Source organism: Olsenella sp. HMSC062G07, assembly GCF_001811895.1.
GTDB classification, from domain to species: Bacteria; Actinomycetota; Coriobacteriia; order Coriobacteriales; family Atopobiaceae; genus Olsenella_F; species Olsenella_F massiliensis.
Map to the genome: position 1 here is coordinate 23,836 of NZ_KV806944.1, position 26,238 is coordinate 50,073.

The window sequence follows — 26,238 nt, forward strand, 5'->3', positions numbered from 1 at the left end:
GCCCTTGCCGTCTGTCCGCTTCTCATAGGGCAGCCCATCGGAAATGGTGCTTGTGACGCAAGCATAGATTTTGCGTATGGCAAATCGAGACAGGTGTTTTTGCGCCGCCCCGCGTGGACGAAAGGCGGTCCAATGGATGGTGAGATCGATGGGGAGGGAGACGGTCGAAGAGCGGCTCGACGGGGCGCAGACTCAGGACATGACGTAGACCCGCCCACCTATGCAGAGCCTCGAAATGGCGCCGGGACTGTCACCCCGTAGGTTGGCAGGTTTTTCGCCTGCGGCTCTTGAGCATGAACGCGAGCTCGTCTCGCATGGGGTCAGGTGCCGGCGTCGCCGGGGTCACCCATCAGGAGGATGCTAGCTGCCAGGCCGTCTCGGGGCAGGCAGCCGTCGGCGCACGACGGCTGACCCGGCGTCGGTAGGGGGCGCGGGCTGAGCCCACCGCAAGCAAGGATGCGGGCTGTCGATAGTGTCTGTGGAAGGTCTCGCGCATCGGTGGCGACGCACACGGATTCCTATGGGTTTGAGGGCCTCTCCAGAGCAGAGCTATAAGTTTGAGAAAAAGGGGGAATTTCTACCTGGGCAAACGCCGCAGCAATTTCGCAAACTTATTAGTTTGTTCTTTTTGGACTCTCAAACCTATTGGTACGCGCCACCGGCCCCCTCAAACCTATCAGTCTGTGTCCTTCGGCCTCTCAAACCTATAGGTGAATGGTGATGCGGCTCTCAAACTTATACGTGCAGTATGCCGTAGCTCTCAAACCTATAGGCGTGATACGTCGCGGCGTCCGAGCCCATGGGACCGCCCGCGCGGCACGCGCCGACACGGCCTTCCCCCGACGTCGCGGTCATCGGTGTCGAATGCCCGGGGCAAGGTCGCGGGCGTGGTTGCCACGCAACGGCCCCACGTAATGGCCCCACGTAACGGCCCTTACCCGCGCGGGAGCGTCACAAGCATGGTGGTCCCGTCCTCGGAGCTCCTTTCAACCTCTATCGTGCCGCCGTGAAGGGAGACGATCTCCCAGACCAGCGAAAGGCCAAGGCCGACGCCGCCATATGCCCTGCTGCGCGACGTGTCGATACGAAAGAAGGGCTGAAAGACGCTCTTCTGGTACTGGCTGGGTATCCCATGCCCGCTGTCTTTCACCCGCACGCGCGCGCAATCGCCATCTGTGCGGACGGAGACGCTGACGGCGGTGTCGGCGCGGCTGTATCGTATGGCGTTTTCGGTCAGGTTGAACAGCATGCGATACAGCAGGGTGTCGCTGCCAAGTACCTGGGCATCTCCGTCGCACGCGAGGGCGATGCCCCTCTGCTCGGCAAGGGGCGCGAGGTCGGCGAGAACCTCCTCGACCATGGGCGCAAGCTCAATGAGGTCGTTGCAGGGGACGCTGCGAAGCTCGCTCATCTCGAGCAGCGTCCGTGTCATCTGAGACATTCGCTCGGTCTGCTCCTGCAGCAGGCCAAGCAGGCCGGCCGTGTCGGGCTGCGCGTCGGGATGCTCGGAGCAAAACAGTTCCATCTGTGCCTGCATCAGCGCCAGCGGCGTCCGCAGCTCGTGCGCGGCGTTGCCCGTGAACTGCCGCTGCGCGACAAAGCCCTCGTCAAGGCGGTCGATCATGTCGTTGAACGATGCGCTGCAACGCGCAAGCTCCAACGGCACGTCCTCGGTGATCTTCATGTCAGCCAGGTTGTCGGGCCGCACGTTTTCGACCTGGGCCGCAAAGGACCTCAGCGGCCTGAGCGCACACCCGCTCACGAAATACGCCAGGATGCCCCCGAGCAGCGTCATCGCTGCCGTTATGCACCAGCTGGCCGTGCCAAAGGACTCCTGCGCATCGCTCACGACGATTGTGAGCTCGTGGTCTATCTCCTCGCTCGCCGGGTCAAACGACGTGGGGTCGCCCCCGTTGACGTCGCCGTGGGCCGCCAGGCCGGTGCCGATCGACTCCATGGAGCGCATGCCCAAGTAGCCGATCAGGCAGTTCATGAGCACGCAGGTCAGGCACAGAAGCAGCGCCGTCATAAGCGTGATGCGCCATTGCAGCGAGAGTCGCCTCACTTAGGCCTCCTCCATTACATAGCCCTCTCCGATGCGGTTGCGGATGGGGTCGTGCCCCAAGGCGCCGCGCAGCTTCTTCCTGAGCGACGAGATGTGCACCCTCGCCGAATTGCTGAAGCTGTTCACGCTGCTGTCCCACACATGCTCAATGAGCTCCTCCTGACTTATCGGGCGCCCTTGGTTGAGCATGAGGTACTCCAGGATCCCCGTTTCCTTGCGGGTCAGAGACAGGACCTCATCGCCGACGGCCGCCGTGCGCAACTTGGTGTTGAAACTAAGACTTCCGCAGGTCAGCACGATATCGTCTTGCGTAAAGCGCCTGAGCGTCAGACTGCGGACCCGCGCCGCGAGCTCGTCCAGATGAAATGGCTTGGTCAGGTAGTCGTTTGCCCCCGCGTCCAGGCCCGCCACCTTGTCGGCAACCTCGCAGCGGGCCGACAAGATGAGCACCTTGGTTTCGCGGTCGTCCTTCCTGAGGGCCTTGAGCACCGTCATGCCGTCGGCATGGGGAAGGTTGAGGTCGAGCACGACGAGGTCAAAGCTATCGACGGCGAGCATGTCCAGGGCCTGGCGCCCATCGTGGCTGCAGTCAACGCTATAGGCAAGCTTTCGCAGGCTGCGCGCGATCGCATCGCACAGCGCCCGCTCGTCTTCGACGACCAAAATACGCATGGCACCCTCCTCGTGCGGACCCTCTCACGCTTAACACGGATTTTATGGCCGGTGTGGTCCAATGGGACGCGAGATGAAAGGAGCGAGCACATTGATCAAAGCGATAAAACCCATAGCCCAGTCTGCCCTGCTGGTCGTCGGGATAACCATGGTGTGCTTTGGCGCCCTGCGCGGCGAGGCAGACGCCGTGCTGGCCAAGGCGATCAGACTTTGCTTGGAGTGTATCGGAATTGGATAAGAGAAGAAACTCTGCCTCACATCGTTTGAGCCGCCTTCGCGGTTGGGTGCAGGCGGCGGCGACGCTGCTCACCAATGTCCACCTTCCCAACTTCGTCAAAGGCGGCATCTATCAAGGTGCGGGAAAGACGGTCTGCGTGCCTGGCCTCAACTGCTATTCGTGTCCGGCGGCCTCGGGCGCGTGCCCCATAGGCTCGTTCCAGGCGGTCGTGGGTTCCTCAAAGTTCAATTTTTCCTATTACGTGACCGGAACGCTGATCCTGATCGGCGTGCTGCTGGGGCGCTTCGTGTGCGGGTTTTTATGCCCGTTTGGCTGGCTGCAGGAGCTGCTGCACAAGATTCCCAGCAAGAAGCTGTCGACGAAACAGCTCAAGCCGCTCAGGTATGTGAAGTATGTCGTGCTGCTGCTTGCCGTCGTATTGCTTCCCGCGCTGGTCGTAAGCGACACGGGAATGGGCGACCCCTTCTTTTGCAAGTACGTTTGCCCGCAGGGGGTGCTCGAGGGCGCGATTCCGCTGGCCGTCGTCAACACCGGCATACGCTCCGCCCTCGGCCGGCTGTTTACCTGGAAGCTCATCATCTTGGTGACGGTGGTCGTGCTGAGCGTGCTCTTCTATCGCCCCTTCTGCAAATGGATCTGCCCGCTTGGCGCATGGTATGCGCTCATGAACAAGGTGTCTCTGCTGGGAATGCAGGTTGACCGGCACAGGTGCGTCTCGTGCGGTAGGTGCGCGAGGGCGTGCGAGATGGACGTCGACGTCACGCGCTCGCCCGACCATGCCGAGTGCATTCGCTGCGGCAAGTGCATAAGCGTCTGTCCCGTTGACGCCGTCAGGTTTCGCTACGGCTTTAGCTTGCCGGACAAGCAGCCTTCTCAGCCGTGTGAGGACAAGTAGTACGTAAGAGCAAGGATTTAGGATTCAGGAAAACGGAGGAATGGTATGAGCGTTACGAAGCTACCGAAGATTGCGAAGATTGCGGCCGCACTGATGATGTCCGCGCTGGTGCTCTGCCTCGCGGCCTGTTCGACGCCCGGGGGCGACAAGGAAAAGCCGGCGCCAGACGATGCGGGCATCGAGGCCTTGATTGCGGAGCAGCCCAAGAACGCCGAGGAGGCGACCGACCTGTACAACAGGCTCATGCAGAAGGAGAACGACATTCTTTCAAGCGACAAGAGCCTATGGGAAAAGGTGTTTGCTGGGGCAAACAAGGATTCTTCGATGATAGGGGACGGCTCAAACTACGGCGACTTCCTGCTTGCCACCGTGGAGGGCGCCAAGGACACGTTCTCGGCTGACGAGTTCAACGTGCTCAAGACGGGGGCCGAGAAGATCAAGAAGATCGAGGACAAGCTCGCGGCGCTCAAGAAGGAGTTTCCCGACTGCGCAAGCACGCCCGGCGCGGGCGAGAGCGTTGACGCCGCGAGCGCGGGCATGACGGGCGACGCAGGCAAGTCCACCAAGTTTCCCAGCTTCAAGGGCAAGGATCTTGATGGCAACGACGTGAGCAGCGACGAGCTTTTCTCAAAGAGCAAGGTGACCGTGATGAACTTCTGGTTCACGAGCTGCAAGCCGTGCGTGGAGGAGCTCGGGGAGCTGGAGGCGCTTAACAAGAAGCTTGCCGAAAAGGGTGGACAGGTCGTGGGAGTTAACTCCTTTACGCTCGACGGCAACCAGGGCGAGATATCGGATGCCAAGGACGTCCTGTCGAAGAAGGGCGTTACGTACAAAAACGTCTGGTTCAATACGGATGGCGACGCCGGCAAGCTCGTTTCGGGGCTGTTTTCCTTCCCGACCACCTACGTCATCGACAGCAACGGCAACGTTGTGGGAGATCCGATCGTGGGCGCGATCACGTCTGCCGCGCAGAGGGAGGCGCTGGACAGGCTGATTGATCAGGCGATCGCGAACAGCGCGAAGTAGGGTTCCACGACGACGCGTCGCAATGAGGCTACCGTCCGCGGCTGCGCGGCACGCCAGCGCGCGGCCGCCCTCAAGCGAGTCGGCCCGGCTCCCAGGAGCCGGGCCGATCGGCGCGAGCGCCCAGGGTCAGTTATCGGGGAAGAAGATCTCCTCCACTGGCATCCTAAACAGCCCCGCGATCTTGATTGCGAGGGCGAGGGAAGGGTCATACCTGTCGTTCTCTATGGCTATGACCGTCTGGCGGCTGACCCCCAGCATTGCTGCGAGGTCAGCCTGGCGAAGGCCGTCCTTCTTCCGGAGCTCCCTGGCGGCGTTTCTCATGCCTCATGCTCCGGAGACGAGGTAGGCCCCCGTCGCCACCAGTGCAGCGACGGTCGCCGTGATCGCGACGAGCATGAGGAGGAGCCGGTTTGGCTCATGGGGCTCCGCGTCCTCCGTCAGACCGTCAACGAAGGCGCGGGCAGGGCGAGGGGAGTTGCTGCTGTCACCCTTTGGGCTTTTCGTTACTCAGCAGGATGCTCATCTGACAGCCGAGGAATCACCGCCAAGACCACGAGGTCCTCGTCCCCGTCGTTGACGATCTGATGCTCCTTGCCGTTGGGGCAGTAGGTGAGCGCGCCGGGCGTCAGAGGGCGCTCGATCCCGTCGTCAATGATGCGCCCCGTGCCGGAGAGCACGTAGGCCACCTCGGCATCTCCCATATGACGATGCAAACCCAGCGACGAGTGGGGGTGCAGGGTCGCGCGCATCACGCGGACCGACCCGTCGTCAACCGCCTGCATGGTGACGCTGCCGGTGCCGCCCTTGAAGTTGGTGTGGCTGACTGCCTCGACGCTCGAAAAGTCGATCATCATCGTGCGACGCCCCTTCGCTCGTTCCAAATGGTGTCTTGAGTATACGTTTGCGGGGTGCCCAGAGTATGCGCGAGGGGCGTTCGACCCCTTCGACGAGACATGCGTTCGGACGCCTGTCTCGCGCCCGGGAACTCAGGCCTCGGGGTTGGGCTGGCCGATCTCCTTTGGCGCCAGCCAGCCCCTAAAGAGGCCTCCCTGAAACAGGGACACGATGACAAAGAACACGTTTGCCATGGGGATGAAAATGAATGACGGGATGAGGACACGGGTGTAGTGGGTCCCGGCATCTGCGCCCGCGCTGACGGCGCGCCCCTGACGCACCAAAAAGAACAGGATGGTCGAGCACAGGGCGAGAAGGACCAGCAGATTTATCGCCGTGTCCGCCAGGACGTCAAGCGGCGTGGACCCGTCTGGCAGCAGCCGGTTCAGCAGCAGGCTCACGGGAAGCAGGGCAAGCTTGAGACACATGAGCACGGCGTTCACGTTGAGCATGACGCCGCCGCCGACGCCAACGCCCCCGCACCAGTCAAGACCGGATCGCGCGCAGAAGTTCTCGAGCGTCCGCATGAGGGGCTCGCTCTGCCTGCCCTCGATGAAGCCGTTGTTCGCGATGCAGTAGAGCCGGGGATGGAGGTCGTTTTCCTTGCAGAACGTCTCTGCCTCCCTGAGAAACTCGAGAACGTGAGAGGGCACGCCGTCCACGTAGAGCGGCATGCTGAGGATGACGGCGTCTGCCTGGCAGAGGTGCTCAAGGACGGCCGGCAAGTCCCCGCGCCTCCTGAGCGCGAGGCGGCGCACCGTGCCGCGCACGCTCAGGCGTTGGACGCACGCCAGCAGCCCGGAGGCGCTCAGCCGCCTTTTGGGGCTGCAGCTGACGATGAGGGTCCTCATAGCGCGCCTCGCAGTTTCGAGAGGTCCTCAAGGAAGGCGACCTCGAACCGCTCAAAGCCTTCGTTGATGGCGTTGCGCCGGGCAAGCAGGCGGAAGGTCTCGCGCTCCTGCGCGGTGACGTCCCCATAGACGACGACCCTCCACAGGTCGTGGGGTCCGTAGCGCAGGCAGTGGTGCATCTGGCCCCCGCGATAGCAGCTCAGGGGCGTGGAGCTGCCGATGCTTCGGTCGAGCACCGCCTTGACCTGCGGGCTGTAGCTGCCGTAGAGGTTCTCCGTGATGATGGTAATCTTGTCCGCCTGGCCGATGACGCGGCAGACCGTGCGGAGCTTGTCCTTGATGAAGCACGCGGCAGGGTGCTTGGTCCAGCAGCCAAAGCAGCCCTGGCAGCCGGCATACCGGCCGTCCGCCTCAATGACGTGGTCGCAGTGGTTCGCGAGCATGGTGCTGTAATGCTTGCCGAGGTCATGCACGATGACGTCCAAGGACCCTCCAAGACGTTTGGCGCCGGCTCCGTCCGCGCGTCTCTCGGCAAGGCAGGCGGGGGCATGTCGAGGCGGGCAGGGGCGCGAAGTTGATACCTCAGCATAGCATTCCTTCACCAGGGCAACGTCTTCCTGATGTAATGGTTCTGTCAGACTGGACGCAACGGCCCCGCCGACGCCAACGGCTTCAACGGTCTCGGCGACATCGCGATCCTGGTGACGTCGGGCGTCGGCGGTGGGCGTCGGCGTTGCGATAATGAACCGAGGGCAAGGGGACGGGTGCACCCAAGGACGGATCACCCAAGCGGAAGGAAGCGGCTTCATGGGACTATGCGATGTGTTCACGGGCGCGCAACGCGCCGAGGAGCCCGACCCCCTGCAGATCCTGTCTCCCGCCACCGGGAGGGTCGTACGCATGGCGGATATACCCAACCCGGTGTTCTCGGAGGGAATGATGGGCGTCTCGGTGGGCGTCTGGCCGGATGACGACGAGGTGCGCTGTCCCGTGGACGGCACCGTCACGGTGGCGATGCCGCATGCCTACGGCATCTCGACCTCGGGCGGGGTCGAGGTCATCGTGCATGTGGGGGTTGACACGGTCGAGATGCGAGGCGAGGGCTTCGACGTGAGGGTCGCCAAGGGGCGCCGTGTGCTCGCCGGACAGACCCTCGTGCGGGTTGACAGGGGCAAGGTGGCCCAGGCCGGCTATCCCGACGTGGTCATCCTGGCCGTCTCAAACACGGACGAGCTGATCTCGTCGGGTCGTGCGGTGCGGGAGGTGGCGCCCGCGCAAGTGACGGCGGGCGACGTGCTGATGGAGGTCACGTTGTAGCGCCGGGAGGTTATGCCGCCCGCGAGCGCGGCGCGCGAGCGCCTGGACGCCCCCGCGTCATCCCCTCATGGCAAAGATTCTGACGCGCTGCGGCAGGACTCCCAGGTCAATAGGCAGCTCTGGTCCGTCGTCGCCGTCGCGTCCGCACCGCAGACTGCCGTCAAGGCACTCGACGCGGATGTTCTTTCCGCTCAGCAGGAGCACCTGGTCGCTCTCCTCGGCAGTTCTCGTCAAGATGCTCGGAAGGAGAGACATGAGCGAGGGGAGCGTCGCCTCCTTGAGCACGGCAAGATGAACGAGGCCGTCGCTCTCCCCGGAGCTTTCTTCCGTGGTGATCATGTTGACCATGGTATTGACCGAGAAGGCGACAAAGGAATTGACGTCCTCCACCGAGCGCTCCCCGTCGACGGTGATGCGCAGGCGGTGGCTCTCGTCGCCGCCAATGCGCTGAAGCTCGCTCGTCACATAGGCTAAAAATCCAAAGCGGCTCTTGTCCTCGGAGGAAACGTCGCGGATGCCCTCGGGCAGCGACCCTCCCGTCACCGTGTAGGTAAAGGGCGTTCCGTTGACGGTGCCGATGTCGATGGGGCGCGTGGACGTGAAGTCCATGGCCTCGATGGCGGACGTCACGTCGGAGGGAATGCCCAGGGTGCGGGCAAACCCATTGCCCGTGCCGCCGGGAAGGATGCCGAGGACGGGAAGCTCGTCAGCGTCTGCGGCGCCGTCAAGCAAGCCGCGGACCACCAGGCTCACGGTGCCGTCGCCCCCAAGGGAGAAGACGGCGTCAACGCCGCTGGTCCGAGCTTCGCGCGCCAGCTCCATGGCGTGCTCGGCACTGGTGCTTAGCTGAGCCGTCACCTCGTCGAAGTGCTCGCTGAGGAGCTTGCTGACGGCCGAGACCTCTTCCTTGGCATCAGCCTTGCCCGAGCTGGGATTTGCTATGAGAAGCGCCGTGCTCATGGGGACCTCCTTTTTTGGCCTGTCCCATTATGACGCAGCGGGCCGCCGGGGCGGCTGACAGTCAATGTTGAACGCCAAACGCGCGCCAGCCGGCCAAGAGCGTGGCGTTATGGATGAGTGAGGCGGCGGCATTCACTCGATACGCGTCGGGCGACGCATACGTCAGCATTACTCGGCCTTTTTTGGGCGAATGAGCCAAAAAAGGCCGAGTAATGCCGACTATATCCGACATACCCAGATAAGGGATGAATATCTATGCCTTTAATATGCATATCATGAAAGGGAGACGGCCTTCAGGCCGCCCCCCGACGACTCTATGGCGTCCCTAGTCCTTTTTGCCCTTCTTACCGGACGTATGCGCCTTGCCCTTCTTGCTGGATTTGCCCTTGTCCTTTTTGCCCTTCTTGCCGCCCGCGCTGCCCCCGCCCTTGGACAAGGCCTGTTCCAGATACGTTTCCACCTTCTTGGCGCACTTGCCGCATTTGGTGGATGCCTTGGTCATCTTCTTGATGTCGTGCATGTTCTGCGCGCCGTCCGCCACGGCGTCGATGACGTCCTGCCTTGAGACGTGCCGGCAGGGACAGATGATATCTGACTTGGACATTCGGGCATCCTCGCTTTCCGCCGTGCCGCGCGTCGCGGGCTCGCGCAAGCGTGCGGCCCTGACAGTCGAACTGCTTTCATGAGCTTGATGACACGGCATGGCGCATCGTCGTCGGGCTTGCATATCGTCCGTATACCCGCAAGCGACGATGTTGCCATGTCAGGACGGGCCTCTCCACCCAAGCGGCCATGACCCCTGCCTCCAAGCGGTGCATGGCCCGTGCCCCCAAGCGGCGCACGACCCGTGCCGCCCGGATGGTTTTTTGACCCTGCCGGTCGCTGGGACGACCTTGCCGTTTGGGGCGCCTTCCCTTGGGCGCTGGCCGAATCGTGCGCCACGACAAGGCATTTCCTAGCGGTTTACCTTGATTTTCAGGTAGAGGGGGGTCATACTTCAATGTATTTGTAGGTACCATACTGTCAGATATCAGACTGTATATCGGTGGGAGACATATGAAAACGAGCAATGGCGTGCGGCGGTTTGGGGCCGGACCAATCGGAAACGTGGTCAAGGGCCTGCTAGCTGCCGTGCTCGTGCTGTCCCTGTCCAGCCTCCTCGTGCCGGCGCTCGTCTACGGCGAGCAGGCGGCGAGCCTGGAGGGCGTCGCCGTCCAGCAGGACGACGGTGGGGCGGGCAGTGATTCCGCCAGGGAGGATGTGCTCGCGCCGGGCGTCCCGGACGCCTCGCACAGGGGCGACGACGGGTGTTCGACCCCGTCCAAAGGGGAGCGACAAGGCCGCCCCTGCCAGCGAGTCGCCCGACGCAGGCCCCGATGCTGGCGGGACGACCGCCCTTGCGACGGTCCTGACCAACGTGACCTCACAGGCGCGTGCTCATCGCGCTCCGGGTGCGATGAGCACCGTCTTTGTTGACGGGACAAACGGCAACGACGCCAACGACGGGTCGTCGTTTGACGGCAGGGCGGTCAAGACGCTCGCGAAGGCGCTCCAGATGCAGGCTGCCAACCCAACCATCACCACGCTGTGCGTCAAGGGCAACATCGCGCTGCCCGCCACGGCCAGCATACCCTCGGGCGTGACGCTCTCCGTTGCGGCCGACGGCGCGCAGGTCACCGGTAGCGGCAACAGCGTTGACGGCATCGTCCTCAAGAGCGGTGCCACCCTCACGGGCGCGGGCACGCTCACGATGACCGGCTTCAAGACCGCGCTCACCGCCGAGAGGGGCTCGACCATCACGGACGGCACCTACGTCCTCAAGGACAACGCAGCCGGCAGCGGCACGCACGGCCTGTTCCTTGCCGGCACCGTCAAGGGTTCCGCAGGCAAGGACAAGCTCACCATCACGGCGGACGACAAGAGCAACACCAACTTCTACGCGCCTGGCATCACGTTCGAGAACTGCACGATCAACGTGAACTCCCAGGCGCGCACCTGGTTTGACGCGTATGACCTCAACCTCAGGAATGCGTCGCTCACGGTCAAGGGCTTTGGCCAGACCTTCTATGTGGGCAAGCTGAACATGGAGGACTCCGACCTCACGATCAACCCGTCATTCTACGGTAGGACGGGCATGACCATTCAGGGAGCCTCCAACATCGTCAACTCGCGCATCACGGCAAACGCGGGCTCTACCGCGGGCATCTCGGTCGGCGTCAATAACGGCGCCGTCAACGTCACGAACTCCACGCTCGAGTTCACCAACGGCGGCGTGGGCGGCCTCAACGTGAACACCGGCACGGTCGTCCTCACCAACTCGACCATCAAGGGAGACGGGCGCAACAGCGGCGCCCTCTTTGGGGCGCAGGCCAAGGGCTCGATCGAGTTCAAGGAAGACTGCCTCGTCGAGACCCCGGCGGCGCGCGACGCCGATAACGGCGCCGGCCAGACGACGAAGAACTTCGTCGTGACGGGAGGCTCGTATCGCGTCAAGTACGCGCCGGGCTACAACAGCGGCATGGGCAGCACCATTCCCGCCAACGGTGCCGCCAACGGCGACGAGAGGCTCTCGCTGTTCACCCTCGCGGACCCGTCCACGGCCGCGCTCAAGCCCCTGAACAAGAGCGGCCAGCCCTACGACTACGCCGTCGCCAAGGCGTCGAGCGACGGCGAGAAGCACGTCTGGGTCCCCGCTGCCACCGTGACCTTCAAGCTCAATGCGGCCGGCGCGGCGCAGCAGGTCGCGGCGGCCTATCCCGATGGGTCCGCAGCCGACGTGACCGCGCTCGCGATGCGCGGCTATGCGCTTGAGACGGCCGCGTCCGTCGCGAGAGGCTCCACCAAGGCTCCGGAGGCGCCCGTGGCGGCGGGCTACAAGTTCCGTGGCTGGTTCTACAAGGACGCGACCGGCGCCGAGCGGCCGTTCTCTGCGAGCACCACAGTCTCCGCCGACATGACGGTCTATGCGACATGGGAGAGCGACGACTCGTCCTACGCCGTCAGGTATCACAACGGCGCCGCCACCGACGCGACGTATCTTTCCACGTCGAGCGACCCCGCCCGCACCATCAAGGTGCTCTCCGGGGATGACGTCATGAAGGCATCCCCCTCCTTTGCCGTCGCGGGCAAGGTCTTCAAGGGGTGGACCACCCAGCCTGACGGCGCGGGCGACGCCGTCGCCGCGGGCAGCACGCTTGCCGTCCCCGCCGGCACCAGCGTCATCGACCTATATGCCACGTGGGAGGACCGGCTGGTCAGCGTCAAGTTCTCCGCAAACGGCGGCGTCTTCTCCGCCGACAGCGTGTTCAAGAGGAACCCTGCCGTGTTTGACGTCACGACCGACGAGAACGGCGGCGAGGTCGCCGTCGTCAAGAGACGCCCCAAGGCCACCGACAAGACGACCCTCGACGTGCTGCTCGCATCCCTGGGCGACGGCTCCGTCTCGGCGAAGACCAAGGGCATCGCCAGCCCCACCGGCACCAACACCGACGCCGCCTACACGGGCATCGCGAGCCGCGCGCGACACGTGCTGGGCAACGAGGACGTCGAGCTCATCTTCTTTGGGGTCGTCTACGGGCATGAGTACTACTACTGGTTCACGGACGCCGCCGGCTCGTCCAAGGCCAAGATTGACGGGGCCGCCGAGCTGACGCAGGATGTGACCTACTACCTCAAGTGGAACGTCGACCCCGCGATTGAGCATGTCGAGGGCACGACCACGATTCCGAGTGACATGTGGAGCGGCTCCCAGGACAAGACCACGTCCGTCAAGGAAGCCGTCACGGGCGAGACCTTCAGCATGACCGGCGCCGTCGATGCCGCGGGCATCGTGAGCCAGATGAACGCGCTTGAGACTTCCATCGCGGGCGGCCTGGACGACCTCACCAAGATCGCTCTCTCTGACACCTCGTCCACCTTTACGGCAACCATCACGCTGCCCGACGGGGTCGTCGTGCCGCCCAATCCCACGGTCACGACGACGGGCCTCGGGGACTGCTTTGAGGTCACCGGCACGTCCGTCAACGGCCAGGACGTTACCGTGACCTTTGGCCTGAAGGGCAGCTATGCCAACTACCGGCAGCTCAAGGACGCCGTGGAGTCCACCGGCAAGGATGATGCGCCGAGCGCGGTGATCGCCAAGCCGATCACCGTCACCGTCGCGGGCCTCACGCTTGACGCCGACAACGTGACCAACGGCCAGGAGCTTGCCGCCACGGGCGTCGTGAGCGGCACGTTTTCCTCGTATGCGGAGAACACCGTCTCGGGCAAGGTCAAGAAGTTCGACTATGCATGGAACGGCGAGCAGGTCCAGGGGGGCAAGGATCCCCGGGGCGCGGGCATTCGGCAGACGATCCTGGTGGTGAAGCCCGCTCAACAGACGCTTCCCGCCGACATCCTGGTCGGAGGGGACACCGAGCACGAGAGCGTGTATCCCGTCCTTGCCGGCCAGACCGTCGATTTTACGGGCACCATCGAGGCGTCCGTGGTGAAGGCCCAGATGAGAGGCATAGAGGCCCTGTTCCCCAACACGACCGACTATGCCGGCATCAAGCTTTCGGACATGTCCTCCTCCTTCACGGCCACCTTCACCATTCCTGAGGGCATGACCCTGCCCGGGAACCTGACCAAGGACGCCATCAGGACCGACGGCTTTGCCGACACCTTCTCGGTGTCCGACGTCTTTGTCAGCGGCAAGACCGTCACCGTGACCATGACGCTCAAGGACGGCATCAAGACCTACAAGGACCTTCAGGAGGCCGTCGTCACCAACCTCGGCGACACCATGAAGATCACCCTCCCCGGCGTCAAGATCGACGACGACGTCCCGGGAGGAACGACCGCAACCGTCGTGGGCACCGTGAGCGGCAGCTTCAAGGCCCATGCGACGAAGGTCGCGACGGGCACCACGAAGGTATTCTCCTTCACGTGGGAGGGCGTGCAGACGCCCGAGGGCATGGATGCGACGGCCACGTCGGTCGACGACGGCATTCGGTTTACGGTCCAGGTTGTCACGCCCATGGCCTCCACGCTTCCCGGCGACATGCTGGTGGGCGCCAACACCGAGCACGACGCGCCCATTCAGGCCGCCCAGGGCTCCACGTTTGACCTGACGGGCGCCCTTTTGGCGGCGTCCATCCAAGAGCAGATGAACAACATCGAGGCGGCATATCCCAATGTCAGTCACGACGCCATCATGCTGGATGCCATGAGGTTCTCGTTCGAGGCCACGTTTACGGTTCCTGACGGCATGACGCTGCCGTCCGACCTTGACGCGAGCAAGGTCATCGCCGCCGACTTTGGCGACGGCTTTAAGGTGAGTGACGTGCGCGTGAGCGGCAGGACCGTGACGGTTTCCTTTGGCCTGAGCGACCCCTCCTCCATCAAGACCTATACGGACCTCGAGAGGGTCGTGGACGCCGCCGGCGCGAACGACGGGTGGATGCGACTCACGGTGCCCGGCGTCAAGATTGACGGTGATGCCCCGGCGGGGGAGAACCTCACCATGGTAGGCACGGTCAAGGGCTCCTTTGGCGCTGCGGCCACCTCCGCGTCGGGCACGCGCAGGGTGTTCTCGTTTGCCTGGGAGGCCGTCCAGTGGCCTGACGGCAAGGATGCTGTGGCGAGCGATGACGAGACGATTCAGCTGACCATGCGGGTCACCCAGGCAGAAGGTCCCAGCGACGATCATACCGCCGGTGGCACCACCGGTGGCAAGGATGCCAGGACGCTGCCACGGACCAATGACACGACGCTTCCTGTGGCCGTTGTCCTGGGCGTCGCGGCCCTTGGTGCCGCCGTCGTAGGTTTTGGCATGCGCATGCGGAGTCGCCGCCCGCATCATAAGGGTTCGCACACGGCACAGGATGAGAGATAGACGATGACGACCGCCACCAGACGGCTTCTGACCGCGCTCCTTGCGATTCTGCTTGTCGCGCAGCTCACCCTCTTCGTCGGCTCTTCCTGGGCGCGCGAGCAGCCTGTACCGTCATCTCCTGTCGAGGGGCAGGCCTCCCCTCAGGAGGGCGGCGATGTTGGCAAGAGTGGCGACGCCGGCACGTCCGCTGATGCGAGCAAGGCCACGCAGGACACTTCTGCGGGGCGCTCTGACGCAGCGTCCGAGGACGATGCGGCCAACGCAGCTGCGTCCGCTGCCGACTCGCCAGCGACGACGTCTGCACCCAAAGGCGCGCCGCTTCGCGCCCCTGCGACCCAGCCTGTTATCGAAGGCACGCTCGTCTCAAAGGATGGCAAGACTACCTACGGATTGCTGTCCGACCCCAAGGCTAGCCTGAGCCTTCCCAAAGGCAGGAGATTCAACCTGCGCGTTCATGCCGTCTTCCCCTCGGCAGGCGACAAGTCCATCGAGATCGCCCTGCCCTACGGCATGCAGTGGGACACCAACTTTGCCTTTGACAAAACGCTCGGCTGGGTGGGCGAGCTTCAGGCAAACGGTGTCGTCATGCCGCAGCAGCAGACCGATGCCGCCAAGAAGCCGTCCGTTGTGTATGGCAGGAGCTCTGGTGGCACGCTCACCCTGCGTTTTCAGGACACCACACAGGAGGTCACCTTTAACCTTCCTATGGGCCTTGCCTTTGGCTTCAATCCGGGCCTGGCAAATATTACGGATGCCATCACGCTCACGCAGGCCTACACCACAGCGGGCGAAGCTCCCACCACGCAGAAGGTGGGCGCAGACCTGTCCGTGACGCATCTGCCTGGGCTGGGAGATATTCGCTTTGCTAAGAATTACAGCAATCTCCTTAACGCCAACGGCAATGTGGAGATAGGAGCTGACGATCCCCAGGGAACAGGCCATGACATCGCCTGGATTGCAGGCCTTGGCCCGCAGTACACCGCCCCCTACGAGGCGCAGATGCTCGAGGACTACTACCTGGCCATGCTCGCGCCCGAGAAGGCCGAGTACCTGGGTCGCTACTCTCCTGATGGCAACAACGGCGTAAAGGAGAAGGATCTCAAGGTGTATGGCCCCGGGGAGCAGTTCACGCTCAGCACGGGCACTATCTATACCGTGCCGGCCGGCAAGAAGCTCTACGTGTGGCGGCGCACGAACGCAGCTACCGTTCCCATCACCGGCCATGAGACGGTCTTCAACCCCATGTGGCGCTTTCCTGTGGCTGACTTTCCGGTGGGAAGCGTGGCCGAGATTAGCCAGATTGATGTGGGTGCCAAGTTCTATAGCCCCTCAGGCACGAGTTCCTACCTGCCCTATGACGCCTCCAAGCTCAAGACCATGCGCTATGAGATTGCTGAGCCCAAAGAGGACGTGTACGTCAACACCACCATGTACAAGCAGAACGCCAATGACAAGGACTGGCCTCTGTGGGAGGGCTACATAGCCGACAACGAGGTCTATCTGGGCGCCCCCGGCTACGAGCACACGCAGAATCGCACGCTTGGCTACTTTACCCTGGGCAATCGCGGCACCGGCGACAGCAAGCCCAAGACCATCATCATCGACTACGACGTCAACGACACCAAGATTGCGGGCATTACGGCTCAGGCTCTGCCCTTCATCTCAAAGGAAAAGCCGGACGGCACCCAGCCCACCCAGGTGAGCGACTTTACGGTGACGTTCTGGAACAGTAAGACGGGCGAGACCTTCACGCGCACGGTGGATAGCCCCAAGCAGCGCTTTATCGTGGACGACGTGCTCGGCAAACATACCGAGGATGTCTACATCAAGCGCATCGAGTACAAGATCAACACCATACCTGCCAAGACCAAGTTCACCAGCTACGTGAATAATGATTGGGGATACGAGGGGACGAGCGAAAGTGCCAGCTTCCCCTTCCATGGCCGCGTGCTCACCAACGAGGTGCGCGAGAAGGGCAAGTGGGGCGATGACCCCACGCTCTTCAAGACGCGCATCCGCATTGAGAACACGGGCGAGGAGGAGCCAAACTGGAACTATCGCAACCAGGAAAAGTGGGACTTCAACGATGGCAAGGGCGAGGTGCTCCTGAAGTACCCCGGCCGCTCCTATGACCACGTGACCATTGGCGACACCTTCACGGCCTTTACGGGCAAGAGCTTCATCCAGGGCCATGGTCCGGTGTTTTCCTATCATGATGGCAACCCCATGGTCTTCACCGTTGGTGACACTATCAACGATTCGAGGTTCTCCTATTTTGATCCTGTGTGGGACGGCCGCGCCCAAGGCCAACAGACCTACAAGGCCATCTACTACGTGAGCCCCCTTGGCGACGACCTGAGCTTTCAGATGACGTATCGCTCAGTCTATGGCTCGAAGGACTCCTGGAACAAGGACGGCGCTGCAGGCGAGCACATCAGTTCCAAGCAGCCGAACGTGTATGAGGTACCCGCCTCGGACGCCCCCAAGGCCACCTATCCCAATGCCAAGGTGTACAAGCTTGACTTCTCTGCCTTCACGTCCGACCAGGACATCCACGACACGCGTGCGACGGGCCCCCTCGTGGCATGGCGCGAGGAGGCCGATCTGACACCCTACGCCATCATCCAGTCATATTGGGCGTATTCTGCTCCCTCCTTGGTGCGAGTGAGCTTTGCGTCCGACCCCGAGAAGGATGTGTCGGGCAAATATTCCCAGCTCATGTGGTATGAGTACGACACAGACACCACCGAAGACCTGGTGTATAGCAAGGGCGGGTTTGCCAAGGACAAGTGGGACCTCAACGGCAACGGCAGTACGGATGACCTTCTGGGTGCTCCCATGGGCGAGTGGATAATTAAAGCGCCCACGGATCTGGTGGTGACGTCGGCCGCCAAGATGGCCACCCAGCCCGACTCGCAATACATCACCTACGACGGCGTTGCCAAGACGGGCATTGGCGCCAACAGCACGGTGGACTATCGTCTGATTGCGAACAACCCCACCAACAACGATGCCAACGGCTTCAAGGTGTACTGGCCCGTGCCCAAGAAGGGGCAGGACTGGGGTAAGGCCATCCAGCCCAAGGGAGCATTCCAGTTTGACCTCTTTTTGAATGGCGGCATCAAGAGCGAGCTGCCAGCGGGCTACAAGGTCTTTTATGCCAAGAACGCCACGCCCACGAGCCAGGCGCTTGACTGGGACGGCTTTGCCTGGACCGAGGAGGCCGATACCGCCTCCTGGACGCAGAAGGACTGGGACGCCGTAAACTTTGTGCGCATCGAGTCTCCGGCAGACAGTGTCTTTGCGGCCAAGCAGCGCGAGCAGTTCAAGTTCAACCTCACCTTGCGCGACGTTCCCAAGGAGGACTTCGAGAAGGGCCTCCTCGATGTCTATATACCCATCTACCTGCGCGATTTGGGTTCGGGCAAGGGATATCGCTATGGTCAGCCCGTTGCCATGACGCCGCTTCCAGGCTTGCTGGCAGGCACCGCCTGGGTGGATGCCGACTACGACGGCAAGATGGATGCCACGGAGGCATCCAACGTGATTGCCGGCGTGCGCATGGAGCTTCTTGACGCGCGAGGCAAGGTCGTCGACACGGCAATCACAGACGACCAGGGTCATTATGAGTTCAAGGGACTCAAGGACTGGGCGGCAAGCGCCGTCGGTGCACTTGATGCCTATACCGTCAGGGCATACAACCCGACCGACCCCGGCTCAGCGGCCGCTGACCGTTTCGTGCGCTTCTCGCCCGTGGGCGAGAGCATGGTCATGACGGCCGCAAGCGACCAGACGTCCGCCTCGGTCGCCGGCGTGACCGTGGCCTCGTCCAATGCGCGTGCGCTCAACGTGGGCCTCACGCGCGTCACCAAGATAGACGTAAGCAAGCTCTGGGCCGAGGGTAAAAATGCCGACGGGTCAGACGGGCAAGATATGCGCCACGACGCAATCAGCGTGAAGCTTCTTGCCGACGGTGGCGCCGCCAAAGACATCGACGGCAAGGACATCGCAGCGCTCAGCCTTGCACCCGACTCAGCGACGCCGTGGAAGGGCAGCTTTGACAATCTTCTCGTGAACAACCCCGCGACGAGCAAGGTTGCACGCTATACCGTGGAAGAGGGCTCGGTTCCCACGGGGTACGTGGCGTCGTACGCGTACGAGACCAAAGATGGCCACCTCGTGGCGACCATCACTAATACGCGCATTCATGGCACCATCCAAGTGACCAAGGTGGACGCCGCCGATGGCAAAAAACTGCTGCCAGGTGCGGCTTTCCAGCTCAGGCAGGATGACGCCGTGGTACGTGAGGCTGTGACGGACGCAGACGGAAAAGTCGAGTTTGCTGACGTTCCCTATGGCGACTACAAGGTTGTGGAAACGGCGGCGCCGAAGGGCTATGAACTTAACTCCGATCCAGTGGAAGTCCAGATTCGTGAGGACGGCAAGGTAGTGGAGCTGACCGTCAAGGACAACGCCAAGCCGTCGGCTGCGGCGACCCCCCAGACGGGAGACGCCGCCCGGGGCCTGACGGGCCTCGTCGCCTCGGGTGCGCTCGCGTTGGCGGCGGGTCTTCTCTTCCGCCTGCGCCGCACGGGCCGTCAGGGATAGCGGGCCGTCAGGGATAGGCGCGAGACGCGCGTCTCGTATCTGCGGACGCGCGCCCTGGCCCACCCGTAGCGTGAGCGCGTGATAGCCAAGACGAGGCAGGGCCTCCCGCAATGGGTGGCCCTGCCCGTTATTGGCGCATGGTAGTGCGCGTATGAACGGTCGCGCGAACCCTCAGAATCCCAGGCTGTCGTTGACCAGGATGGCGCTCATGCGCCCTGGATGCTTGGAGTAGCGGGTGATGAGGAGGTTGCAGCAGATGGTGTCGGGCGCCTTGCAGTTGGCGCAGGCGCCCGTCGTGACGCAGGGCGTCGCCTTGCCAAAGCGCGCGGCGTTGATGGGCGCGGCGACGTTGCGGGCTCGCTTTATGGCGGACTCAACGTCGGGACACACCTTGTTCATGCCTATGATGAAGAGCACGCGTCGAGGTCCCTGGGCTATCGCGGACACGCGGTTGGAGTTGCCGTCAATGTTCACGATGACGCCGTCCTCGGTCAGCGCGTTTGCGCTCGACAGGTAGACGTCGGCGTCGTAGGCGGCGAGCATGGCGGCCCGCGCGTCCTCGAAGGCGTCGCGGTCTATGAAGGTGTACCTTCTCTGCTTCAAGGCGTCAACGAGCCCGATCTCGCGCGCGCTGGCGCAGCCGCCCATCGTGACGGAGCTGCCCTCGCCAATGAGCGACAGCGCCTTCTGGAGGGCCTCCTCCTTGGTGGCGGCATAGTGCCCCTCGATGTTGCGGGATGCCAGGCCCTTGATGACCGTGCGAGCGAGGCGCTCGTTGCGCAGCTTGATGGTGGGATTCATGACCGTCCTCTCGCGAAAGCCCGTGGGACGGCAGGTTGAGTCCCGCCGCCCCGTACGTCCTCTATGAGTGTAGTCCGATCGCCTGGCACCAGGGCAAGGGCGCGCAACTTGTAATGCCGCGCTCATTTGGCCTGTGCGTCGGCGTCAGCCCTGACGGCGGCGGGCGTGGTACTCGTCAAGCCGCGCCGTGTAGTCGGCGCCGCGCCGCTTGAACACCGCCCCCATCACAAGGGTCATGACGCCAAGGATGACCAGGTATATGATCACAAACACGACCCAGGCCATCGGCAGACGCACGGGGAGCCATGCGCCCCAGACGGCGCATCCCACAAGCACGATCAAGTAGGTGCTCCCAAAGCCAAAGATCCGCGTGGGATAGGAGAACCTCATCGCGCCCTGGCTCACGAACCAGAGCTGCTGAAGGATGCCTCCTGCAAGGCCGGCGGCCGCACAGCTCAGGATGATGGTTCCGCTGGCGGAGGGTCCGCTCATCGCCTGTTGGACGATGGCATAGATGACGAGCATGATGACCGCCTTGAGGCTTCCTGACAGGATGCCGTGGCCGACGGTCTTTCCAAGGGTGGTGTCTGACATGAAAACCCGCTCCTTTCGTTCCTGAGGCCGAGATGTCCTTCTGCAGCGCCCGGTGCGCTATCGTCTGATGCCGATCTTCTTCTTGATGCCGGGGGTATAGGTTCTGGTGGCAAGCACCCTGCGCCCCCCGTCCAGGGTGAGCATCAGCCTGCTTCCGGGCTCCGGTCTGATGGCACGCACATGGTCAAAGTTGACGAGGTCCTGTCGGGAGGCGCGTACGAACTCCGTGCCGTCCAGTGCCTCCTCAAGCTCAAAGAGGCGCAGCGGGCTTTCAAGCCGCGTTCCGTCAGTCAGGCAGAGCCAGGCTCGTTGGTTCTCAAACGCGACGCAGCTGACCTGGTCAATGGAGACGAGCCTTTGCGTCAGACCGCCACCCTCGTACCCCGCGAGCCTCCCCTGCGAGGCGCGGATGCGCTCTGCGAGCCGAGCGGCGCGTTCGTCTCCCGGTGCGCAGCGGATGGTGACCTCGATGTCGCCTTGTCCCTGTTGCTCCACAACGCGTACGTCCAAGTCTCTCGCCCCCTTCGTTGGGATGTCGTGACGACTCAACTGACAGGTACAGGGTAGTCTCACGCCGCGGCGGTCAGCGCCTTGTCGCGCCGACTTGCGACATCTGCCCCCTGACCTGACATGAGCTGCACGTAGGGGCAGGTCAGTTGCATGCCATGCGGCTCGCCGCCGCACCCGGCGCCTGCCACGGGGGGCGCCTGCGGCCGCCCTGCGCGCTCCCGCGTTGCGCCCGCCATGGGAATGTGGCACGACGATGAAGGTACGGTACGCTCCGAGTAAGGCCTTGGGCTGAGTTTTAATGGCGCCGCGCGTAACGGTACAATCACAGGAGGTGTACTGTCTGCCACGAAAGGAACCGCATGTTTGCCCTCTTGGTTGGAATCATGCCGCTATTGCCTCTCATCATCATCGCGGCCGCCATCATTCTGTCCCTCGCCTTCGTGGTGCGCCAGCAGCACGCGGCCATCGTGGAGCGTCTGGGCAAGTTCTCGCACATCGCGTACGCCGGGTTTCACATCAAGGCGCCGTTCATCGACACGGTTCACATGGTCGACCTCATGACCGAAGAGCAGCGCATGACCTTTGACGCCAAGACGAGCGACAACGTGACCATTGAGCTTGAGGTCTCGGTGCAGTATCACGTTGACTCGACCCCGTCCCAGGATGAGTCCAACTCGGGCATCTGGAGGAGCTATTACACCCTCAAGGACCCCATCGCCCAGATGCAGGACTACCTTGCCGACGCGCTGCGCTCCCAGATTCCCATGCGCTCACTTGACCAGGTCTTTGGTCAGAAGGACGAGATCGCCCAGTCCATTGACGAGATCGTCGCGCAGAAGATGCTGGGGTATGGATACGTGCTGGTGACGACCCTCATCACGTCCATCAGCCTGCCCAGGGAGGTCCAGGAGTCGATGAACCACATCATCGCCTCCAAGAATAACCTCGAGAGCGCGAAGAACGACGCCAACGCCGCTAAGGCAAAGACGGTCATCGCCGCCCAGGCCCGCGCCGAGGCCATGGCGGCCGAGGGCAAGGGCATCGCCGACCAGCGCGTCGCCATCGCCCGCGGCATCAAGGACTCCATCGACACCATCAAGGAGACGGGCGTCAGCGAGGAGCAGGCAGACCGCCTCTTTGAGTTCACGCAGTGGGTGGACATGATGAGCCAGTTTGCGCAGAAGGGGCCGTCAACGGTCGTGCTGCCCTCGGGCTTCGAGGAGTCCGCCTCCTCCTTTGACCAGTTCATCACAGCCAAGAAAGCCACGTTAGGCGAGTAGCGCGCGGGGCCTGCGGTCCTGCGGGAGGGTTCGCCATGTGCGGGGACAAAGGTCATGACAATCCGATGCGGCGGGAGGCGGCCGGCCGGCCATCCCCTACCGGGGGCATGGTCGCCAACGAGCCGTCCCTCCCCGCGGGCATGGAGCTGGTGAGGGAGCCTGCGGGCCTGACGCTGCGGGCGGGCGGCATGGGACTCAGGGGCGATTTTTTGCGTCTGCTTCCCCGGCTGAGGCAGGATCGTCTGTCCCGTGAGCTGCTGGTGCGCGCGGCACGGGTGAGGGGGGCGGACGCCCGACCGACGGCCGTTGACGCCACTGCCGGCCTGGGTGAGGACGCGCTGCTGCTGGCCGCCTCGGGCTTTGCCGTGACGCTCTGCGAGCGCAACCCCGTGGTGGCGCGGCTGCTTGCCGACGCGCTCGAGCGCGCCTCCGCGCTGGCTGGCCTGGCGGATGTGACGGCGCGCATGCGCCTGGTCGCGGGCGACGGCGCCGCGTACCTGCAAGAACTCGGGGACGCCGGCGACGCCCTCGTCCCTGACGTCGTCTACCTGGACCCCATGTTTCCCCAGAAGCGCAAGGACGCGGCCACCAAGAAGAAGCTCCAGCTGCTGCAGATGCTGGAGGACCCCGCGCACGACGAGGAGGGGCTCCTTGCGGCCGCCCTCGCCGCCCGCCCGCGCAAGGTGGTCATCAAACGCCCCCTCAAAGGCCCGTGGCTGGGGGGCGTCAAGCCCAGCTATGCGCTGGCGGGCAAGGTGGTGCGCTATGACGTGCTGGTCGTGCCACGGCCGTAGGCGCGCCCGTCGCCGAGGCGCCGCGCAGCCCGCCCGCGTGCGGGGCGACCGAACATCTCGGGCAACCTGACCCGCGACCCGGAGGCGCAGTCCGCCCGCGTGCGGGGCGACCTAGCGAATCGCCAGGGCGCGTGACGCGTTGAGCACGCAGAGCACCAGCACGCCCACGTCGCCAAAGACCGCCAGCCACAGCGGGGCCAGCCCGAGGGTCGCGAGGACGAGGATGACGACCTTCGCCCCAATGGCAAAGGCGATGTTCTCGCGCACGATGCGCAGGGTCCGACGGGCGACGCGCAGGGCGGTGACGACCTTGCTGGGGCTGTCGTCCATGAGCACGACGTCGGCTGCCTCTATGGCGGCGTCAGACCCCAGGGCTCCCATGGCGACGCCCACGTCGGCGCGGGCCAGGACCGGGGCGTCGTTGATGCCGTCTCCCACGAACACGACCGAGCCCCTGTTGCCTCCGGCGCCGGCACGGGCGGCGTCTTGGATGATGTCGTCAAGCCGCGCCACCTTGTCGGCGGGCAGGAGCCCGGCATGGTAGCCGTCGAGCCCCAGCTCGGCGGCGACGCCGCGAGCAACCTCGTCAACGTCTCCCGTCAGCATCTCGCAGCGTCGCACGCCCGCTCGCCTGAGCTCCGCGACGGTCGCGGCGCTGTCCGGGCGCAGCTGGTCGGCCACCAGCACGTGGCCCGCGTACGTCCCGTCAAGGGCAACGTGCAGCGTGGTGCATGCGTTGTCGCTGGTGCAGTCGTGCCAGTGCGCGCCCTCGTCCTCCATGAGGCGGGCGTTGCCCACGGCGACGCGCCTGCCGTTGACCAGGGCGACGACGCCCCTGCCGGCAAGCTCGTGCATGTCGGTGACGATACAGCCGTCCTCGTCGATGGGGCAGGCGTCCCTCAGCGCGGCGGCGATCGGGTGCAGGGAGCGGCTCTCCACGTGCGCCGCCACATGCAGCAGCTGGTCCTTGTCGATGAGCTGCGGGTGAACGGCCGTGACCGAGAAGGCCCCCTGGGTGAGGGTGCCGGTCTTGTCAAACACCACCGTGTCGGCACGAGCGAGGGTCTCAAGGTGGTCTGACCCCTTGATGAGGACGCCCACCCGGGAGGCCCCGCCGATGCCGCCGAAGAAGGTCAGGGGCACGGACAGCACCAGAGCGCAGGGACAGGACACCACCAGGAAGGTCAGCGCGCGCAGCAGCCAGGTGGCTGCCGACGCCTGGGGGTCGCCGCTCACGAGCGGAGGAACGACGGCGACCAGAACCGCCAGGGCCACCACGATGGGCGTGTACACCTTGGAGAACCGCTCGACCAGCCCCTCCGAGCGCGAACGACGTGCGTCGGCGCCGCGCACGAGCTCCAGGATCCTCGAGACGGTCGAATCGGCAAAGCTGCTGGTCGTGCGCACGCGAATGACCCCGGTGAGGTTCACGCAGCCCGAGGTCACCGCATCGTCGCATCGTGCCTCGCGGGGGGCCGACTCGCCGGTGAGGGCGGAGGTGTCCAGGCTCGTCGCCCCCTCGACGATGACGCCGTCAAGGGGCACCCTCTCGCCTGGTCGCACGACGATCGTCTCGCCGACGGTGACGTCGCCGGGGGAGAGCCTGACGATCTTGCCCTGGCGCTCGACGGCGGCCACGTCGGGACGGATGTCCATGAGCGCCTTGACGGACCGCTCGCTGCGCTGCTCCGCCAGCCCCTCCGCCAGCTCGCCCACCTGGAAGAACAGCATGACGAAGACGGCCTCGGCAAAGAGGGGCTCACCCTGAGGCACGAAGGCCATGAGCAGGGCCCCCAACGTTGCCACGGACATGAGGACGCTCTCGCCAAACGCCGCCCCCTCCCGTAGGTCTTGGGCGGCCTCGCGCAGGACGGGTAGGCCCGCCACGAGGTAGGAGGGAAGGAAGAGCGCAAGCTGCAGGACGAGGGGCAGCTCCATGAGGCGCGTGCCGAGCCATGCCGCCGCCAGCAGTGCGGTAGAGGCGCCGATCCGCCTGCCCAGCTGGCGCGGGCTCTCCTCCTCGTCGTCCTCGTCCTCGTCGTGCTCGACGCACCGTCCGCCAGCGCAGTCGTCGTCGGCAAGGCCGGCTGCTCCGTCAGGCTGCCTGCGAATGGCGTCGGTGTCCTTGCTGATGTCGTCGGTGTTCTTGCGGCAGTTGCAACCCATGTGCGTCACCCAGTCCCTCTCTGTTAATGAATACATGAGCAATAATTCATATTACAAGCGTAGCGTACTCACATGGGGCACCGCTGTCAACAGGTTTTCATTATATTCTTCAGTCGCCTTGACCAAGCCCCCTTTGCCAGCGCCATCTTTGAGCGGACGCAAGCGGCGAGGGCGCGGTCGCGCGGGCGACGGCGGGAGCATGCCGTATGATGGGAGCATGCAATGCAGGGAAGGAGCCACCGTGGCCTCACCATACAGGTTCGTCTTTGCCTCGGACAGCTTTCAGGGCACGCTCTCGTCCTCGCAGACGGCCAGCTTGCTCCAAAATGCCGCGCGGGACCAGTTTGCCGACTGCCAGTGCGTTGGGATCCCCATGGCCGACGGAGGCGAGGGCACGGCGGAGGCGCTCGTCGCCGCCTGCGGGGGCGAACTGCGCGGGGTGGACGTCCATGACCCCCTCGGCCGGCCCATCAGGGCCTCCTACGGCTTTCTGGGCGACAGGCGCGCGGTCATAGAGATGGCGGCGGCGTCGGGCCAGCAGCTCCTTATGCCTGAGGAGCGCGACCCCCTCATGACGTCCAGCTATGGCACGGGCGAGCTGATTTCGGACGCGCTGGCCCAGGGCTGCGATGACGTCACGATCGCGCTGGGAGGGTCCGCCGCCAACGACGGCGGCATGGGCTGCATGCGCG

At 64.0% G+C, this 26,238-nt stretch carries 22 protein-coding genes; 9 read left to right on the forward strand and 13 right to left on the reverse strand.

What is annotated here, in order from left to right:
* Positions 1 to 934 precede the first annotated feature (934 nt).
* Together HMPREF2826_RS00845 and HMPREF2826_RS00850 are read right to left on the reverse strand one after the other, a co-directional pair.
* On the reverse strand, positions 935 to 2,065 hold the full coding sequence (locus tag HMPREF2826_RS00845) for a HAMP domain-containing sensor histidine kinase (protein WP_070638290.1): 1,131 nt from the start codon (positions 2,063 to 2,065) through the stop codon (positions 935 to 937).
* On the reverse strand, positions 2,066 to 2,737 hold the full coding sequence (locus tag HMPREF2826_RS00850) for a response regulator transcription factor (RefSeq protein WP_070638293.1): 672 nt from the start codon (positions 2,735 to 2,737) through the stop codon (positions 2,066 to 2,068).
* A 73-nt stretch (positions 2,738 to 2,810) separates the two neighbouring features.
* Here HMPREF2826_RS00850 and HMPREF2826_RS09760 point away from each other — a divergent pair, with 73 nt between their 5' ends.
* Genes HMPREF2826_RS09760 through HMPREF2826_RS00865 form a run of 3 tightly spaced genes read left to right on the forward strand, consistent with a single transcriptional unit; the run spans position 2,811 to position 4,896 of the window.
* Positions 2,811 to 2,975 (forward strand): CD1871A family CXXC motif-containing protein, encoded by a 165-nt coding sequence (locus tag HMPREF2826_RS09760; RefSeq protein ID WP_070638294.1) that lies wholly within the window; start codon positions 2,811 to 2,813, stop codon positions 2,973 to 2,975.
* Positions 2,968 to 3,870, forward strand: a complete 903-nt coding sequence (locus HMPREF2826_RS00860) for a 4Fe-4S binding protein (RefSeq protein WP_070638295.1) — start codon at positions 2,968 to 2,970, stop codon at positions 3,868 to 3,870. The genes HMPREF2826_RS09760 and HMPREF2826_RS00860 overlap by 8 nt, the downstream gene beginning before the upstream one ends.
* 45 nt (positions 3,871 to 3,915) lie before the next feature.
* On the forward strand, positions 3,916 to 4,896 hold the full coding sequence (locus HMPREF2826_RS00865) for a TlpA family protein disulfide reductase (protein WP_070638297.1): 981 nt from the start codon (positions 3,916 to 3,918) through the stop codon (positions 4,894 to 4,896).
* Positions 4,897 to 5,022: 126 nt separating this feature from the next.
* Here the strand turns inward: HMPREF2826_RS00865 and HMPREF2826_RS00870 are convergent, their stop codons facing one another.
* The 4 genes from HMPREF2826_RS00870 to HMPREF2826_RS00885 all read right to left on the reverse strand — a co-directional run bounded on the left by HMPREF2826_RS00870 (position 5,023) and on the right by HMPREF2826_RS00885 (position 7,126).
* Positions 5,023 to 5,217 (reverse strand): helix-turn-helix transcriptional regulator, encoded by a 195-nt coding sequence (locus tag HMPREF2826_RS00870; protein WP_070638300.1) that lies wholly within the window; start codon positions 5,215 to 5,217, stop codon positions 5,023 to 5,025.
* 182 nt (positions 5,218 to 5,399) lie between these two features.
* Positions 5,400 to 5,750 carry a cupin domain-containing protein gene (locus tag HMPREF2826_RS00875; RefSeq protein ID WP_070638303.1) on the reverse strand — a complete coding sequence of 117 codons (351 nt, stop codon included), beginning with the start codon at positions 5,748 to 5,750 and terminating at the stop codon, positions 5,400 to 5,402.
* Between the two features lie 132 nt (positions 5,751 to 5,882).
* Positions 5,883 to 6,641 carry a hypothetical protein gene (locus tag HMPREF2826_RS00880; RefSeq protein ID WP_070638307.1) on the reverse strand — a complete coding sequence of 253 codons (759 nt, stop codon included), beginning with the start codon at positions 6,639 to 6,641 and terminating at the stop codon, positions 5,883 to 5,885.
* Positions 6,638 to 7,126, reverse strand: a complete 489-nt coding sequence (locus HMPREF2826_RS00885) for a flavodoxin family protein (protein ID WP_070638310.1) — start codon at positions 7,124 to 7,126, stop codon at positions 6,638 to 6,640. Before HMPREF2826_RS00885 ends, HMPREF2826_RS00880 begins: the two co-directional genes overlap by 4 nt.
* Positions 7,127 to 7,448: 322 nt before the next feature.
* Here HMPREF2826_RS00885 and HMPREF2826_RS00890 point away from each other — a divergent pair, with 322 nt between their 5' ends.
* Positions 7,449 to 7,958 carry a PTS sugar transporter subunit IIA gene (locus tag HMPREF2826_RS00890; protein WP_070638313.1) on the forward strand — a complete coding sequence of 170 codons (510 nt, stop codon included), beginning with the start codon at positions 7,449 to 7,451 and terminating at the stop codon, positions 7,956 to 7,958.
* A gap of 57 nt (positions 7,959 to 8,015) precedes the next feature.
* Here the strand turns inward: HMPREF2826_RS00890 and HMPREF2826_RS00895 are convergent, their stop codons facing one another.
* The 3 genes from HMPREF2826_RS00895 to HMPREF2826_RS09375 form a co-directional block, all read right to left on the reverse strand.
* Positions 8,016 to 8,918: a diacylglycerol/lipid kinase family protein gene (locus tag HMPREF2826_RS00895; RefSeq protein ID WP_070638315.1), complete on the reverse strand. Its 903-nt coding sequence runs from the start codon at positions 8,916 to 8,918 to the stop codon at positions 8,016 to 8,018.
* A gap of 325 nt (positions 8,919 to 9,243) precedes the next feature.
* Entirely contained in the window at positions 9,244 to 9,522 is a 279-nt protein-coding gene (locus HMPREF2826_RS00900; RefSeq protein WP_070638317.1) for a (2Fe-2S)-binding protein, read from the reverse strand.
* 518 nt (positions 9,523 to 10,040) lie between these two features.
* A complete protein-coding gene (locus tag HMPREF2826_RS09375; RefSeq protein WP_168163955.1) occupies positions 10,041 to 10,256 on the reverse strand; it encodes a hypothetical protein in 216 nt (71 codons plus the stop codon).
* A 118-nt stretch (positions 10,257 to 10,374) separates the two neighbouring features.
* Here HMPREF2826_RS09375 and HMPREF2826_RS00905 point away from each other — a divergent pair, with 118 nt between their 5' ends.
* Together HMPREF2826_RS00905 and HMPREF2826_RS00910 are read left to right on the forward strand one after the other, a co-directional pair.
* Positions 10,375 to 14,793: an InlB B-repeat-containing protein gene (locus HMPREF2826_RS00905; RefSeq protein WP_246824629.1), complete on the forward strand. Its 4,419-nt coding sequence runs from the start codon at positions 10,375 to 10,377 to the stop codon at positions 14,791 to 14,793.
* 3 nt (positions 14,794 to 14,796) lie between these two features.
* Positions 14,797 to 19,401 (forward strand): MSCRAMM family protein, encoded by a 4,605-nt coding sequence (locus tag HMPREF2826_RS00910; RefSeq protein ID WP_070638320.1) that lies wholly within the window; start codon positions 14,797 to 14,799, stop codon positions 19,399 to 19,401.
* A gap of 171 nt (positions 19,402 to 19,572) precedes the next feature.
* Here the strand turns inward: HMPREF2826_RS00910 and HMPREF2826_RS00915 are convergent, their stop codons facing one another.
* The 3 genes from HMPREF2826_RS00915 to HMPREF2826_RS00925 all read right to left on the reverse strand — a co-directional run bounded on the left by HMPREF2826_RS00915 (position 19,573) and on the right by HMPREF2826_RS00925 (position 21,306).
* Complete coding sequence (locus tag HMPREF2826_RS00915) at positions 19,573 to 20,202, reverse strand: lactate utilization protein (protein WP_070638324.1); 630 nt, start codon at positions 20,200 to 20,202, stop codon at positions 19,573 to 19,575.
* A gap of 144 nt (positions 20,203 to 20,346) precedes the next feature.
* The gene (locus tag HMPREF2826_RS00920; RefSeq protein ID WP_070638327.1) at positions 20,347 to 20,796 is read right to left on the reverse strand and encodes a hypothetical protein; all 450 of its coding nucleotides are present in this window, start codon (positions 20,794 to 20,796) and stop codon (positions 20,347 to 20,349) included.
* 57 nt (positions 20,797 to 20,853) lie between these two features.
* Positions 20,854 to 21,306, reverse strand: coding sequence for a LytTR family DNA-binding domain-containing protein (locus HMPREF2826_RS00925; protein WP_070638331.1), 453 nt, complete (start codon positions 21,304 to 21,306; stop codon positions 20,854 to 20,856).
* Positions 21,307 to 21,665: 359 nt separating this feature from the next.
* Between HMPREF2826_RS00925 and HMPREF2826_RS00930 the strand changes: the two genes are divergently transcribed.
* Complete coding sequence (locus HMPREF2826_RS00930) at positions 21,666 to 22,586, forward strand: SPFH domain-containing protein (protein WP_070638332.1); 921 nt, start codon at positions 21,666 to 21,668, stop codon at positions 22,584 to 22,586.
* A 107-nt stretch (positions 22,587 to 22,693) separates the two neighbouring features.
* Positions 22,694 to 23,380, forward strand: coding sequence for a class I SAM-dependent methyltransferase (locus tag HMPREF2826_RS00935; protein WP_070638335.1), 687 nt, complete (start codon positions 22,694 to 22,696; stop codon positions 23,378 to 23,380).
* A gap of 111 nt (positions 23,381 to 23,491) precedes the next feature.
* Here HMPREF2826_RS00935 and HMPREF2826_RS00940 read toward each other — a convergent pair whose 3' ends face one another.
* On the reverse strand, positions 23,492 to 25,546 hold the full coding sequence (locus tag HMPREF2826_RS00940; protein ID WP_083307184.1) for a heavy metal translocating P-type ATPase: 2,055 nt from the start codon (positions 25,544 to 25,546) through the stop codon (positions 23,492 to 23,494).
* Positions 25,547 to 25,787: 241 nt separating this feature from the next.
* Between HMPREF2826_RS00940 and HMPREF2826_RS00945 the strand changes: the two genes are divergently transcribed.
* Positions 25,788 to 26,238 (forward strand): glycerate kinase (locus tag HMPREF2826_RS00945; RefSeq protein WP_246824630.1); only part of this gene is annotated, 451 nt, incomplete at its 3' end.